At 46.9% G+C, this 15,612-nt stretch carries 14 protein-coding genes; all 14 read left to right on the top strand.

The genetic code is table 11. The features are described from left to right. Positions 1-16: 16 nt before the first annotated feature. The 14 genes from fliD (at position 17) to fliL (ending at position 15,610) form a co-directional block, all read left to right on the top strand. On the top strand, positions 17-2,041 hold the full coding sequence (fliD, locus tag QMA41_RS06200) for a flagellar filament capping protein FliD (protein WP_281629120.1): 2,025 nt from the start codon (positions 17-19) through the stop codon (positions 2,039-2,041). Further along, entirely contained in the window at positions 2,025-2,348 is a 324-nt protein-coding gene (locus QMA41_RS06195) for a flagellar protein FliT (protein ID WP_281629119.1), read from the top strand. The genes fliD and QMA41_RS06195 overlap by 17 nt, the downstream gene beginning before the upstream one ends. 11 nt (positions 2,349-2,359) lie before the next feature. After that, complete coding sequence (gene fliS, locus QMA41_RS06190; RefSeq protein WP_019274549.1) at positions 2,360-2,770, top strand: flagellar export chaperone FliS; 411 nt, start codon at positions 2,360-2,362, stop codon at positions 2,768-2,770. A 257-nt stretch (positions 2,771-3,027) separates the two neighbouring features. Then, positions 3,028-4,494 (top strand): sigma-54 dependent transcriptional regulator, encoded by a 1,467-nt coding sequence (locus QMA41_RS06185; RefSeq protein WP_006959521.1) that lies wholly within the window; start codon positions 3,028-3,030, stop codon positions 4,492-4,494. Between the two features lie 122 nt (positions 4,495-4,616). Continuing rightward, complete coding sequence (locus QMA41_RS06180; protein WP_281629118.1) at positions 4,617-5,678, top strand: ATP-binding protein; 1,062 nt, start codon at positions 4,617-4,619, stop codon at positions 5,676-5,678. Further along, positions 5,678-7,078 carry a sigma-54 dependent transcriptional regulator gene (locus tag QMA41_RS06175; RefSeq protein WP_006959519.1) on the top strand — a complete coding sequence of 467 codons (1,401 nt, stop codon included), beginning with the start codon at positions 5,678-5,680 and terminating at the stop codon, positions 7,076-7,078. Before QMA41_RS06180 ends, QMA41_RS06175 begins: the two co-directional genes overlap by 1 nt. A gap of 98 nt (positions 7,079-7,176) precedes the next feature. Further along, positions 7,177-7,488, top strand: coding sequence for a flagellar hook-basal body complex protein FliE (fliE, locus tag QMA41_RS06170; RefSeq protein WP_006959517.1), 312 nt, complete (start codon positions 7,177-7,179; stop codon positions 7,486-7,488). A 16-nt stretch (positions 7,489-7,504) separates the two neighbouring features. Beyond that, positions 7,505-9,253, top strand: a complete 1,749-nt coding sequence (gene fliF / locus QMA41_RS06165) for a flagellar basal-body MS-ring/collar protein FliF (protein WP_006959515.1) — start codon at positions 7,505-7,507, stop codon at positions 9,251-9,253. After that, the gene (gene fliG / locus QMA41_RS06160) at positions 9,246-10,304 is read left to right on the top strand and encodes a flagellar motor switch protein FliG (protein ID WP_006959513.1); all 1,059 of its coding nucleotides are present in this window, start codon (positions 9,246-9,248) and stop codon (positions 10,302-10,304) included. Before fliF ends, fliG begins: the two co-directional genes overlap by 8 nt. A gap of 20 nt (positions 10,305-10,324) precedes the next feature. After that, positions 10,325-11,125 carry a flagellar assembly protein FliH gene (fliH, locus tag QMA41_RS06155; protein ID WP_281629117.1) on the top strand — a complete coding sequence of 267 codons (801 nt, stop codon included), beginning with the start codon at positions 10,325-10,327 and terminating at the stop codon, positions 11,123-11,125. Then, positions 11,125-12,450 carry a flagellar protein export ATPase FliI gene (fliI, locus tag QMA41_RS06150; protein WP_006959509.1) on the top strand — a complete coding sequence of 442 codons (1,326 nt, stop codon included), beginning with the start codon at positions 11,125-11,127 and terminating at the stop codon, positions 12,448-12,450. The genes fliH and fliI overlap by 1 nt, the downstream gene beginning before the upstream one ends. 3 nt (positions 12,451-12,453) lie before the next feature. Beyond that, on the top strand, positions 12,454-12,894 hold the full coding sequence (gene fliJ / locus QMA41_RS06145) for a flagellar export protein FliJ (RefSeq protein WP_038161149.1): 441 nt from the start codon (positions 12,454-12,456) through the stop codon (positions 12,892-12,894). 138 nt (positions 12,895-13,032) lie between these two features. Further along, a complete protein-coding gene (locus tag QMA41_RS06140) occupies positions 13,033-15,075 on the top strand; it encodes a flagellar hook-length control protein FliK (protein WP_281629116.1) in 2,043 nt (680 codons plus the stop codon). Between the two features lie 37 nt (positions 15,076-15,112). Further along, complete coding sequence (fliL, locus tag QMA41_RS06135; protein WP_095664697.1) at positions 15,113-15,610, top strand: flagellar basal body-associated protein FliL; 498 nt, start codon at positions 15,113-15,115, stop codon at positions 15,608-15,610. The last annotated feature ends 2 nt before the right edge of the window (positions 15,611-15,612 follow it).

The raw sequence follows: 15,612 nt of genomic DNA, 5'->3' as shown, positions 1-15,612 counted from the left end.
ATTTTGAGGTGATTGAATGAGCTTTGGCCCTGTAGGGATGAATTCTGGCATGGATATCAATGCCATGGTCAGCAAAATTGTTGATTCGGAGCGCGTACCTAAGCAGCAACGAATCGACAATGAGCGTGGCAAAATTGATTCCAGTATCAGTGCCTACGGTCGGCTCAGAGAGTCGTTGGATACGATGAAAAACTTGATGGCGAGCTTTCGTCAAGAGAAAGCTTTCGCCGCAAGAAAGGTAGAATCTACGGATGACACCGTTGTATCCGCGACGGCAACCACTGAAGCTATCGCTGGTAGATATGCTATCGATGTGTTGCAGCTTGCCCAGAGTCATAAAATTGCGTCTGACGTATTACCGGAAGATGCGAAATTTGGCCCGGGTAAGCTGCAGATTTCTCTCGGTGAAAAAAAGTTCACCGTTGAGGTTCAGGAAAATTCTAAGCTGGTTGATATTGTTCGCGGTATCAATGGCAGCAAAACCAACCCCGGCGTTCGTGCATCAGTCATCAATGATGTCGAAGGCCCACGTCTTATTGTCGCTTCAAGTAATTCAGGTGAACAAAACGCACTCAAACTGAGTGTGGAATCGGCACCGGATAATCTTCTTAAAAGACTCGAATACAAAACACTTGAACAGCGCGTTAAAGACCTTGAGCAAGCTCGTGCGGCTGCGCAAGATCTACTCAAACCACTCACTGCTGAAGAACAAGCCGTTGCCGATCGCATTGCTGAGCAAAATATCGAGGCGGCAAAGGTTGTCGATCAAGAGATTGCCGATACGTCCAAACAAGCGGCAATTGCTGCCGATGCCAATGCGGCAAAGGATGCAAGTGCTGGTAATGAACTTTCAGATGCAGCCGCTGCAGCCGCTGCTGCGGCCGGTGCCGAAGCTAATAAGTACTTAAAGCCAGAAGAGCGCATTCCTGGCTGGACCGCGACCGCGTCCGGTACATTGCTTGACTCGTATTGGGAGCCAGAGCCTCAGCTAGATGCAAAAGCGCTGGAAAAAGCCCCTGATGTTCCCGGTTGGAGTGTCACGGCTTCGGGTACTCTGACGGACTCCTATGTAACACCAAAAGAAGCGCAGGCCGCGTTAGATGCGAAACAAGCTGCGTTGGAAGATAAGCTAGCTCAGGAAAAAGCATCACTTCAAGCGCGTGTTTTGGCAGGCGAATTAACCCCTGACCAAGCTAAAGAGCTTGAACGTGCCAAACTGCCGAAAGAAGAAAGAGAATATCTGGAACGAATTGATCAGGCCCAAGCTGACCTGAAATCGGCACAGGAGTCATTTGACGCTTATCGCGGTATGAGCCAAGTACAAGCTGCGCAGGATTCGAAAGTGCTGCTTGATGGTGTGGCTCAGCTTTCCAGTGATAACAACATTATTGAAGATGCCATTGAAGGTGTAGACCTAACCTTAAAAGGCCGTTCTGAGCGTGGCAAGACACCGTCAGAGATTGATATCGAATATGACCGTCAGGGCGTACGAGACGATATCGAGCAGTTCGTTTCGGCATACAACCAGTTTTATCAGGTCTCTCAAGAACTTTCCGGTGTGGATCCACGAACTGGAGCCGCAGGCCCTCTGGCGGGTGACAGTGTGGTTCGCAGTGCCGATTCAAGACTGAAGTCGGTGTTTTCATCAAGAGTTGAACCTGCTCCTGAAGATCTGAAAACATTGACTGAGTTTGGTATTACAACGACACGTCAGGGTACACTGGAAATCAACTACGACATGTTGGATCGCCAGCTCAATAACAACTTCAATAAGTTAGAAGATTTCTTTGGCGGCAACCAAGGGTTTGCAAAAAAAGTTGAAGATGCGATTCAGGGTATCACTGGTGTCACCGGCTCAATTCGTACTCGTGAGCGCAGCATGGTGGAACAAAATTACCGCCTTGATGATGATCAAGCATCTCTGGATCGTCGTATGGATAGCTTAGAGAAACGTACACACGCCAAATTTACGGCGATGCAGGACGCGACGAGCAAGATGCAGTCTCAGCTAGCAGGTATGATGAATGCACTTGGCGGATGATTTTTTGGCACAGATCTCATTTCTTGGTGATCTTGATCACGGTATTGCTAGTAATCTTTCAGCGGATGACATTAATACTGAAGAAATCGTTCAGTTGGTCGATAAAAGGGAACAGTTATTGCTAACCTTGATCAGTACTATTAATGAGCACCAAGAGTTAGCGAAGTTACCAGAATGGCAGAGTGCCATTGAGCGCACTCAGTTGACTGTTGAGTTGATGCAGAAGAAAACCGCTGAACTTGGCAGTAGTTTGCAAAAGTACCGCTACGGCAATAAATCGGTGCAGCAGTACAAGAAATTTATATAAAGAGGATTGTTATGCGTGGTTCATTACAGGCTTACAAGAAGGTATCGGTAGATAGCCAGCTCAGTGCTGCCTCCCCGCATAAAATTGTTCAAATGCTGATGGCGGGTGCTATCGAGCGCTTGATTCAGGGTAAAGCGGCAATGGAGCAGGGCAATATTCCTGTTAAGGGTGAGAGACTGGGTAAAGCTCTAGACATCATCATTAGCTTACGCAGCTGCCTATCGATGGACGATGGCGGTGACATTGCCCAGAACCTGGATCAGTTGTACGAGTTTATGATTACCCAAATTACTGAGGCAAATCACAAGAATGATCCTCAACCTATCGATGACGTGATTGATATTATTCGCGAGATTAAATCAGCATGGGAGCAAATCCCACCTGAATACCACAATCTGACTGCGACTGATGTAGGAATTTAAGATATAAGTTTAATTTATACTGTTGTATTGAAATATCTTGCATAAAAAGCTTTTGGGCAAACGTCACATCGCCTAATTGCTTGGTTGCCTTTATTTTTTTATCAAATAGAATAGAAGCCACTTAGTAGCCTAGTGGCTTATTTTGTTGCTGAAGTTTATAAATTGTCTATCACTAATCCTGTTCTATAGTTAGGTTAGTTGTTAGAAACAGAAATAACAGCCACAACGTTTCAAGATAAAGGCAATAATTCTCACCTATGCAAGGTTTAGCAAAGCTGCTCGTAATTGAAGATGATGCTCAAGCACGCATCAATCTGAGTAATATATTAGAATTTGTCGGAGAACAATGTGAGGCGATCAGTTCCGCACAACTGAGCGACGTTAACTGGTCGGATGTTTGGGCTGGCTGCATTGTGGGTTCGCTTCAAGGCCATAACTTCTCTACTCAGTTGAGTACACAACTCTCCCAAGCTAACCATATTCCTTTACTTATCGCGGGAACGCATTCTTATCCAGTCGAAGAAATGACCAATTATGTTGGTGAACTGGAATATCCTTTAAATTACCCTCAGTTAAGTGAAGCGCTTCGTCATTGTAAAGACTTCCTTGGTCGCAAAGGCGTCAACGTTGTTTCTTCTTCAAGAAAAAATACCCTGTTCCGAAGCCTAGTTGGGCAAAGTATCGGTATTAAAGAAGTTCGCCACCTGATAGAACAAGTCTCCGCTACCGAAGCGAACGTTCTTATTCTTGGCGAGTCGGGAACAGGTAAAGAAGTCGTTGCGCGTAATATTCACTACCATTCTGCACGTCGAAACGGGCCATTTGTACCAATCAACTGTGGTGCTATTCCTCCCGACCTACTCGAAAGTGAGTTGTTTGGCCACGAAAAAGGGGCCTTTACTGGGGCGATAACCTCTCGTAAAGGGCGATTTGAACTGGCAGAAGGTGGCACATTATTCCTTGATGAGATCGGTGATATGCCGATGCCAATGCAAGTTAAATTGCTGCGTGTGTTACAAGAACGTTGTTTTGAGCGCGTTGGCGGTAACACCACTATTCGTGTCAATGTTCGTGTGATTGCGGCGACTCACCGTAATTTGGAAACCATGATTGATGATGAGTCTTTCCGTGAAGACTTATACTATCGCCTCAATGTGTTCCCAATCGAAATGCCGGCACTGCGTGACCGAATTGAAGATACACCATTGCTGTTGCAAGAGTTGATGACGCGAATGGAAGCGGAAGGCGCTCAGCCAATTTGCTTTACGCCACGAGCGATCAATTCACTGATGGAGCACAATTGGCCGGGTAATGTTCGCGAACTGGCGAACCTTGTTGAGCGAATGATCATTCTTTATCCAAACAGTTTGGTTGACGTCAATCACCTGCCAACTAAGTATCGTTACAGCGATATCCCTGAGTTTCAGCCAGAGCACAATGTGTTTGCTTCTGTTGAAGAGCAGGAGCGTGACGTGCTGCAGGACATTTTTGCCGAAGATTTCAGTCTTGATGAGACCGATGGCTTGCATGAAAACTCCAATGCACCCCAAGAATTACCGCCTGAGGGCGTTAACCTTAAAGAGATGTTAGCTGAGTTGGAAGTCAATATGATAAACCAAGCATTAGAGGCTCAAGGTGGCGTGGTTGCTCGTGCCGCTGACATGCTTGGAATGCGACGGACCACTCTGGTTGAGAAGATGCGAAAATACAATGTGCAGCGATAAATTGGGTATTTTCGACGCTGTCAAAATATCGACTTCATATTAAGCTCTTGAAAAATATATAAAATAGCCTGGCGTGCTTCTTGCATTTCAGGCTATTGTAGTTTTTAAGGCAGAAATACGACATGCAAGCAGCTCAGGCGATCATGAATCAGCAACCACTCGGAACACTCGAAGAACAAGTTGAACGATATAAGCAGGTATTGGACGTTATGCCAGCAGGCGTGATTCTGCTCGATACCCAGGGTGTTGTGCATGAAGCGAATCCAGAAGCACAGCGTTTGTTAGAGATGCCGCTTATTGGGCAGAAATGGTTTGAAGTGATTCAGCAAGCATTTGCCCCGCGAGAAGATGACGGTCATGAAATCTCTCTTCGCAACGGCCGCAAAGTGCGCTTGGCAATTTCAGCGTCGACAACAGGCCAGCTGATTCTGATTACCGACCTGACAGAGACACGTTTACTGCAATCTCGTATCAGTGATCTACAGCGTTTGTCTTCGTTAGGGCGTATGGTTGCGTCGTTGGCGCATCAAGTCCGAACGCCTCTATCCAGTGCGATGCTCTATGCGTCAAATCTGGCGGCTCCGAACCTACCGCCAGTCACGAAAGATCGATTTCAGAATAAATTGATGGATCGCCTGCATGACTTGGAAAAGCAAGTCAATGATATGTTGTTGTTCGCTAAAGGGGGCGACAATAAGGTGGTGAAGCCGTTTACAATTGCTGAATTGGTGAGTGAGTTTTCTCCTATGGTGGAAGCAGCGCTGAAAAACAATCAGATTGATTATCACCTTGAAGTTGAGCGGGAAGAAACGCAACTGTTAGGCAATGCGAACGCGGTGGCGTCAGCACTGAGCAACTTGGTGATGAACGCAATTCAAATTGCGGGTAAACAATCACAAGTCGATGTCTTTTTCCGCCCGGTAAACAATGAGCTGAAGATTTCCGTTCAAGACAGCGGCCCAGGCGTTCCAAAAGAACTACAAAACCAAATTATGGAACCTTTCTTTACGACACGATCACAGGGAACAGGGCTTGGATTAGCTGTTGTCCAGATGGTATGTCGTGCTCATGATGGAAGGTTAGAATTGATTTCCGAGGAAGGTGATGGTGCTTGTTTCACCATCTGTATTCCTCTTGATCGTGCTCCGCAAGCTAACCACGATGTAATGACTGGAGAAGGATAATGGCACAAAGCAAAGTACTAATCGTAGAAGATGATGAAGGTCTACGCGAAGCCTTAGTCGATACCTTGGCGCTAGCCGGATATGAGTGGTTGGAAGCGGACAGCGCGGAAGATGCGTTAATCAAACTCAAAGCTCATTCAGTCGATATCGTTGTTTCTGATGTACAGATGGCAGGTATGGGTGGCCTCGCTTTACTGCGCAACATCAAACAACATTGGCCCAATCTACCGGTATTGTTAATGACGGCTTACGCCAACATTGAAGATGCTGTCTCTGCCATGAAAGATGGTGCGATTGACTACATGGCTAAGCCGTTTGCGCCGGAAGTCTTATTGAATATGGTCAGTCGTTACGCTCCGGTTAAATCCGATGATAACGGTGACGCTGTGGTGGCGGACGAGAAGAGCCTCAAGTTACTTGCTATGGCTGATAAAGTGGCAAAAACTGACGCTAGCGTTATGGTGCTTGGTCCAAGTGGTTCGGGTAAAGAGGTGATGTCTCGTTACATCCATAATGCTTCGAACCGAAAAGATGGGCCTTTTGTCGCGATTAACTGTGCCGCGATTCCTGACAACATGCTGGAAGCGACATTGTTTGGCTACGAAAAAGGCGCCTTTACCGGTGCGGTTCAAGCTTGTCCTGGTAAATTTGAGCAGGCTCAGGGCGGGACAATTCTTCTTGATGAAATCAGTGAGATGGACCTGAATCTTCAAGCTAAGTTGCTTCGTGTTCTGCAAGAGCGTGAAGTAGAGCGATTGGGTAGTCGAAAGAGCATCAAGTTGGATGTTCGTGTATTAGCTACCAGTAACCGTGACTTAAAACTCTATGTTCAGGAAGGTAACTTCCGTGAAGATTTGTACTACCGCTTGAATGTTTTCCCGCTAGCGTGGCCAGCACTTTGTGACCGCAAAGGTGATATAGAACCTCTAGCCAATCATTTGATTGAACGTCACTGTAAAAAGTTGGGCCTACCTGTACCGACATTATCTGCCAGTGCAATGAATAAGTTGCTGGCCTACTCATGGCCGGGGAATGTTCGTGAGTTAGACAACGTTGTGCAACGTGCATTAATCCTCAGTGAGAACGGCAATGTGTCGAGTGATCACATTTTGCTCGAAGGGTTAGATTGGCAGGATGCGGGCAGTTTGCAACAGGTTGTTGAAACCGGAGAAATCACAGCTCCAAACATTAAACCAATTGCGGAACCAGATAACGCATTCGCGACCAGTGCAGGTTTAGGTGGTGAACTTCGTGAACAGGAATACGCCATTATTCTTGAGACTTTAACCGAGTGTAACGGTCGTCGTAAGGAGATGGCTGAAAAATTAGGCATCAGCCCACGTACATTGCGCTACAAGTTAGCAAAAATGCGTGATGCGGGGATTGATATTCCAAACTAACGTGCTATTTTCGACGCTAAAATTGATATGGCATGTAGATTGCAGCGTCATATTTACAACAAGAATTGTAGTCAAAGAGTTGACGTCCGAGGTATTCAATGAAAATTGATGGTTTTCAAGGCGAAATGCAAGCAATGATGTTCGAAGCAACGAACACAAAACCTGCCGCGACTGGTCATACAGTCGGTGCTGATTTTGGCGATTTGCTCAACAATGCCATCAACAACGTTAATGGGCTGTCAAAAACCTCTAGTAACTTGCAAATGCGATTTGATCGTGGTGATGAAAATGTGTCGTTGTCTGATGTCATGATTGCCCGAAACAAATCGAGTGTTGCATTTGAGGCAACGATTCAAGTACGTAATAAGCTCGTCGAAGCGTACAAAGAATTGATGAACATGCCAGTTTAAGTGATAGGTACAGTCTGTGGCAGAACAAAATCAATCAACGGATCTTGCGGTTTCGGATGGTGGTCCTGACACCGCAATGGTAGCAACATCAGATATGGATACTGATGTTCAAAATCCGGACTTGGATGAACAAAGCACGTCCAAATTTGACATGGCAGTCGGTGATTTAGATCTCCTACGTCAGGTCGTCCTCGTTCTCTCCATTTCGATTTGTGTCGCACTGATTGTGATGTTGTTCTTCTGGGTACGTGAACCTGAAATGCGACCTCTCGGGGCCTATGACACCGAAGAGCTTATTCCTGTCTTAGATTATCTCGATCAAGAAAAAGTCGAATATAAACTGGATGGTAACACCATTTCTGTACCCGCCAGTGACTACAACTCGCTCAAACTGAATATGGTTCGTGCTGGCTTAAACAATGAAAGACAAGCCGGTGATGAAATCTTAATGCAAGATATGGGTTTTGGAGTATCTCAGCGTTTAGAGCAAGAGCGCCTCAAACTGAGCCGTGAGCGCCAGTTGGCCAAAGCTATCGAAGAGATGAAACAAGTGCGCAAAGCTCGCGTGCTGCTCGCATTACCGAAGCAAAGTGTCTTTGTCCGTCATAATCAAGAAGCGTCTGCTTCTGTTTTCCTTACTCTCCGTACCGGTACGTCACTTAAGCAAGAAGAAGTTGACTCTGTCGTTGACATGGTTGCCAGTGCTGTGCCGGGGATGAAACCGACCCGAATTACTGTGACAGACCAACACGGTCGACTACTTAGTTCTGGCTCGCAAGACGCAGCGTCAGCCGCGCGTCGTAAAGAGCATGAGTTAGAGCGTAAGCAGGAACAAGCGCTGCGAGACAAAATTGACTCAGTACTCATCCCTATTCTTGGCTTTGGTAATTATACCGCTCAGGTTGATATTCAACTCGATTTCAGCGCGATAGAGCAAACCCGTAAAAGTTTTGACCCTAATACCCCATCGACACGAAGTGAATACACTTTGGAAGACTATAATAATGGTAATGTCGTTGCTGGTGTACCTGGTGCGTTGAGTAACCAGCCTCCTGCTGACGCTTCTATCCCTCAGGATGTGGCACAGATGAAAGATGGTTCTTTGATGGGGCAGGGTTCAGTGCATAAAGAAGCGACGCGTAACTTCGAACTGGATACCACCATCAGTCATGAACGTCGCCAGTCCGGAATAGTCAACCGCCAAACGGTGGCGGTCGCGATCAAGAATCGTGCGTCGGTCAATCCGGATACTGGTGAAACGACTTATCAACCACTGTCGGATGCAGAGTTGCAGTCGATCCGTCAGGTATTGATTGGTGCCGTTGGTTTCAGTGAAAGCCGCGGTGATTTATTGAATGTACTGAGTATGCAGTTTGCTGAGCCAGAAGTTGAAGTGCTTACTGATGTGCCGATTTGGGAGCATCCGAATTTCAACGACTGGGTTCGTTGGTTTGCAAGTGCATTGGTTATTATCGTTGTCGTATTGGTTCTGGTTCGCCCAGCGATGAAGAAACTGCTCAACCCAGCTTCGGATGACGATGATGATCAACTATACGGACCAGATGGGTTGCCAATTGGTGCTGATGGTGAAACTAGCCTGATTGGTGGAGATATGGATGGCGGTGAGCTGTTTGAGTTTGGCTCAAGCATTGACTTGCCTAACCTCCATAAGGATGAAGATGTGCTGAAAGCAGTTCGAGCGCTTGTTGCTAACGAACCTGAGCTAGCGGCACAAGTAGTGAAGAACTGGATGGAAGATGCCTAACGAAGTCGTACCTCAGGGAGAAGGCGGTGGTGAAGTTGTCGAGAACACCGTGGATATCGAAACGATACCGGGCGAAGAACGCGCGGCGATCCTTCTACTCAGTCTGAATGAAGAAGACGCTGCGGGAATCATTCGTCACTTAGAGCCGAAACAAGTACAACGCGTTGGTAGTGCTATGGCACGTGCTGCTGACCTAAGCCAGGAAAAAGTCGGTGCAGTACACCGTGCTTTTCTGGAAGACATTCAGAAATACACTAATATCGGTATGGGCAGTGAAGACTTTATGCGTAACGCACTGGTTGCGGCCCTTGGTGAAGATAAAGCTAACAACCTTGTTGATCAAATTTTGCTGGGTACTGGTTCGAAAGGTCTCGATTCACTCAAGTGGATGGACCCTCGTCAGGTTGCCAGCATTATTATCAACGAGCACCCTCAGATTCAAACCATTGTTTTGTCCTACCTCGAACCGGATCAATCTGCAGAAATCTTATCTCAGTTTGCCGAACGTGACCGTCTCGATTTGATGATGCGAATTGCGAACTTAGAAGAAGTACAACCATCGGCACTGGCTGAGTTGAATGAAATCATGGAGAAACAGTTCGCAGGACAAGCAGGTGCGCAAGCAGCCAAAATTGGCGGCCTGAAGGCAGCAGCAGAAATCATGAACTACATGGACAACAATGTCGAAGGTATCCTGATGGAGCAGATTCGCGATCAGGACGAAGACATGGCAACGCAGATTCAGGATCTTATGTTTGTCTTCGAAAACCTTATCGAAGTCGACGACCAAGGTATTCAGAAGTTGCTGCGTGATGTCCCACAGGATGCATTGCAGCGTGCACTTAAAGGTGCCGACGATGCTCTCCGTGAGAAGATCTTCAAGAACATGTCTAAGCGTGCCGCTGAGATGATGCGTGATGATCTTGAAGCAATGCCGCCAATCAAAGTGTCGGATGTTGAAGCCGCACAGAAAGAAGTATTGGCAGTGGCTCGTCGTATGGCTGATTCTGGTGAGATTATGCTGGGCGGCGGTGCCGACGAATTCTTGTAAAGTAAAGGGTTAAGGTTTCTATGTCTGGGGAAAGAAAGCGTGGTTTTTTGCGCTTAGATAATGATGAACAAATTCAGAAGCCTGAGCGTTGGGGGATGCCGGACTATACGTCTGACACTCACAAGCACGCAAAAGAAACGGCGATGAATTACGACCCAGGCTGGATGCCGACCTTGTCTGAGCCTGAAGAAGAAGCCCCCAAAGAACTGACTGAAGAAGAAATCGAGCTCATCAAGCAGCAGGCTTATCAGGATGGTCTGCATCAAGGTCAAGAAGCTGGTTTTAAACAAGGTTACGATAAAGGCAAAGAGCAAGGCCAACAAGAAGGTCATCAAGAAGGGCTGGAAGCAGGTAAAGCAGAAGGCATCGAAGCAGGGCAAGAATTTATTCAGCAGCAAGTCCAGACATTTGTTGGACTGGCGAATCAGTTTGCCCAACCTCTTGAGTTGATGAACGCTCAGGTTGAAAAGCAACTAGTCGATATGGTGCTGACTTTGGTTAAAGAAGTCGTCCATGTTGAAGTTCAGACCAACCCTCAGGTTGTTTTGGATACCATCAAACAATCCGTTGAATCTCTGCCAGTATCAGGCCATTCCATTACGCTCAAACTTCATCCAGAAGATGTTGAAATCATTCGCACTGCTTATGGCGAAGAGGAATTGGAATTTCGTAACTGGACTCTGATGTCAGAGCCTGCACTGAATCGCGGAGATGTGCAGATCGAAGCGGGTGAATCGAGTGTTAACTATCGCCTTGAAGACAGAGTACGTAATGTGTTGCAAAGCTTTTGTGGGGTAAATCGCCACCAAGGTGGTGAGTAATGTTAGCACTGGCTGAACGCCTATCTCAGTACCAAACTCAAGGGTTAACTTGTCGCCCTGTTGCTTCAGGGAAGTTGGTTAGAGTTGTTGGGTTAACTCTTGAAGCCACCGGATGCCGCGCTCCTATCGGCAGTCTCTGCAAAGTTGAAACCATGCATGGTGAGATGGAAGCAGAGGTGGTTGGTTTTTCTGGTGATAACCTCTACTTGATGCCCAGTGAGCAAATCACGGGTGTTTTACCTGGCGCTAAAGTTACGCCTTTGACGAGTGAAGCCGGTTTGCCTGTAGGCATGGAGCTACTTGGTCGCGTTATTGATGGTGTTGGTAATCCGTTAGACGGTCTTGGCCCTTTGTATACTGAGAAGCGAGCAGCCTTCAACGCCGATCCTATTAACCCTCTTGCGCGTAAACCTATTTCCGAGCCTCTCGATGTTGGTATCAAAGCCATCAACGGACTTTTGACGGTTGGTAAAGGTCAGCGTATTGGTCTGTTTGCTGGCTCAGGTGTGGGTAAGTCGGTCACGTTAGGTATGATGACTCGAGGAACGACCGCTCAAGTGGTGGTTGTAGGCCTAATTGGTGAGCGTGGACGTGAAGTAAAAGAGTTCATTGAAGAAATCCTTGGAGTGGATGGGCGTCAACGATCAGTTGTTGTGGCAGCGCCTGCTGACTCTTCACCACTGATGCGCCTCAAAGGCTGTCAGACTGCACTGACGATTGCGGAGTATTTTCGTGACCAAGGGTTAGATGTACTGCTGCTGATGGACTCTCTGACTCGATTTGCGCAGGCTCAGCGTGAAATTGCTCTATCTGTAGGCGAGCCGCCTGCAACTAAAGGTTATCCACCTTCGGTATTTGCGAAACTACCAGCCTTGGTAGAGCGAGCGGGGAATGGCGGTCAGGAGCAGGGTTCTATCACGGCATTCTTTACCGTGTTGACGGAAGGGGATGATCTTCAAGACCCAATTGCAGATGCATCGCGAGCAATTCTGGACGGTCATATTGTGCTATCGCGTGAAATGGCTGATGCAGGCCATTATCCTGCCATTGATGTTGAGAAGTCGGTCAGTCGTGTCATGCCACAGATTACCTCTGAAGAGCAGATATTGATGTCCAAAGCGGTACGTCAGGTGCTGTCTGTTTGTCGTAAAAATCAGGATTTGGTATCAATTGGCGCTTATAAACCGGGATCTGACCCGGCAATCGACAGTGCGTTTACTTTAAAGCCTCGACTGGATGGTTACTTACAGCAGGCTATGAAAGAAACGGTTCCATACGACATGTGTGTCAACATGCTGCGTAATCTTCTTCAGGGAGATTCGTAACTTATGGATAATGCGCTGGATTTTCTATTAAGTCAGGCTCAGGAGCGAGAGAACCAAGCGGTACTTGCACTCAATCAAGCGCGAGTTGAATTAGATGGTTATTATCAGCAACTAGAGCAGATAGAAAACTATCGTTTGGATTACTGTAATCAACTGGTTGAACGAGGTAAGCAAGGGCTTACAGCCAGCCAATATTCTCATCTTAACCGCTTCCTCACGACATTAGATGAAACTCTGTCTAAGCAGAAACAGGCAGAAGAGCATTTCAAATCTCAAGTAGAAAGCTGTGAGCAAAATTGGCTGGAATGTCGCAAACAACGTCGCTCTTACGAATGGCTGATTGAGAAAAAGCAGACGGAAAAAGAACGCTTACAGAATATTCGTGAGCAAAAACAGATGGATGAGTTCTCTACCCTTCAATATTCTCGCCGTACTTCGAACTAATATCACGTTAATACCCTCTTCTCCTTTCTGATTGGCGCACTTCTTGCAAAATTTCCCGTTAAATAACGTGTTGCCGCTACTTGCTATTCGAATGATTGGCCGTGACTGTTCTCTCAATTATGCGTGAGTGATCTATTTATGAATGTGAATCTAACTCCGGTTTCCGATACGCCTAAAACATCGAGCTCCGCTTCTCCATCAGTTGAAGCAGGAGACGAAACACAGCAGTCCGAAGGCTTTTTTTCCAAACTGGCGGCTTTAATCAAGGGAGACTCTGGCGAGAAAAAAGTGTCAGAGTCAGACTCTGCAAAAGCTGAGCAAGCGAGTGATGGCGAAGAAAGCACTAAAGCACTTCTAGAACAAGAAGTTAGTGGTGACGAAGAAATCAGTATTGATGATGGTGAAGGCGCTGATTCTGGAAAAGTAGTAGCAGTAGATACAGACGGTGCTGTGGCTGATGAGCTATTAAAATCTGATGATAGCAAGCAAAAGCAAAGTGCAGCGACTGACCTTGAATCTTCGGCAGAAGGTAAGGTCTCTGTTAAGGCTGATGGAGACGCAGAGAAGATAATCTCAGAAAATGAAGAATTGCTCGGGCGATTGAATGAAGCTAATAAAGCCCTGCAACCTAAAGACGGCAACGACTTGCCACAGAAATCTCAATTAGTGGCTGAGGGTGAAAAATCGGCTAATCCGCTTAAGGTAGAGAAAATTGGTGAGCAAGCGCTAAAGAGTGCGGCTAAATCCGATGTTGAGGCCGAAACCAATCTGAAGTCTAACACCATTAAAGACGGCGCTATACCTCTTGAACAAAACAAGCTAGCCTCTGAGTCTGTATCGCTAAAGCAGCAAGTGGGTGAAGAAGCTGTCGTCATTCCTGAAAACGCCAAGCGATTCATTGAGCAAGATGGCGGTCAAGAACCAGAGTTGGCATCAGCAGCAAGTAAAATTCAACCAGAGCATGTCGCTGTTGTAGGTGGTGTGGGGGCTGCTGCTGGCCTTACCCAATTAGCCGATAGTAAAACGGAGATGACCAGCCCTGAGATTGAGCATCTAAAACAAGAGCTTAAAGCTCAAGGCTTAACCGACAAAGAAATTGAGCAAGTCGTGGAAGCCGCGAAAGCTGAAGCTCAAGCACAATTAGCCGCGACAAAAGGGGCAGAGGTGGCTCAACCCTTGAAAGCGACTGCCGAAAAACCGGTTCAAGCTAAAGCAACTCAAGTTCTGCAAGCAGCTAGTGATGCGACTTCAGACAGTGTTGTTGAGCCTACCGTCGCAGCAGGAGCTGTCGCTGGAGCGGCGGCCATTCCATGGGCTGTTTCTTCCACAGAAACAGGGGCAGAGGAATTACAAATTCAGTCGGATGCCAAACCTAAAGCACAACAAGCCCATTTAGCTCAGTCTGTACAGCAGGCATTGCACAGCTCTTCAGCTACAACGATGAGTGCCGCTCAAAACAATCTTCAAGTGACTCAGCAGGCCTCGGCTATGCCATTACCTAACGAATTAGCGGCAAGTCAGCTTCAACAAGCGCTCGCTAATCCAGCTGTGAGTGAGCAAGCGATGCTAAAAGCGGTAATGGGGGCAAAAGCGGCGGGAACTTTGGGCAAATTAGCAGCAGCGGAAGGCAAGCAGGGGCAGGGTCATGAAGCGGGATTTGCACAACAGCTTTCTCAAGCAGCAGGACAACAAGGTTTGACGGTACAGAACCAGTTACGTGCCGAACAAGCAGCCGCGCAAGCACCAATGCAATTGAATCGCGAGATTGCAGGTGAGCAAGTTGCTGAACGTGTGCAAATGATGATGTCGAAAAACTTGAAAAATATCGATATTCGCCTTGACCCCCCAGAGCTAGGGCGTCTACAAATCCGTATGAATATGACTGGAGATGGGGCTACCGTGCACTTTACAGTCGCTAACCAGCAAGCGAGAGATGTCATCGAACAATCTATGCCGCGCTTGAGAGAAATGTTAGCTCAGCAAGGGGTCCAACTGGGGGACTCTTCAGTGCAACAGCAATCTTCTGGTCAGCAACAAAACCGCTATGCGGCTGGAAATGGTCAGGGAACTGGTCAAGGTGACGGCAATCAAGCCTTCTTAGGAGAAGAAAACCTTGAACCAGACGTCAATCTTGATTTGAATGTCGCAACAAAGCGTGATGGAATTAGTTATTACGCTTAAACTGTAGAAAAGTAAGAAAAATAGAGAAAGATCAGATATGGCAGACGAAGAATTAGAAGCAGAAGCACCCAAAGGTAAAAGCAAGCTGTTAATTATCATCATCGCTGTTGTCGTTTTGTTAGTCGGTGGCGGTGGTGCTGCGTTTTTCCTGATGGGATCAAGCGAACCAGAACAGATGGAAGAAGCTGCTCAACAAGAGGTGGTTGTCTCTACTGACCCCGTTTCTTACGTCAATATAGCACAGCCGTTTTTGTTCAATGTGACTGGCGACAAAAAAGATCGTTTAGTTCAGATAAAAGTGCAGTTAATGGTGCGTGGTACTGACAATGAAAACCTTGCACGTTATCACTCTCCACTAATTGAAAGCTCGCTACTTGGCACATTCGCATCAGCGACGGTTGATCAACTTCGCAGTGTTAATGGCCGTGTTGAGCTTCGTGATAAAGCGACAGAAGATATTAAAGCGAGTCTGACTCGTGCGGTAGGGCAACCCGTGATTGAGCGCGTGTTGTTTACCGACTTTGTAATACAGTAGGT

This window comes from Vibrio sp. St2, from assembly GCF_947311885.1.
GTDB classification, from domain to species: Bacteria; Pseudomonadota; Gammaproteobacteria; order Enterobacterales; family Vibrionaceae; genus Vibrio; species Vibrio coralliilyticus.
The sequence above is the reverse complement of the archived record's forward strand: the minus strand, read 5'-3'. Positions and strand labels throughout refer to the sequence as shown.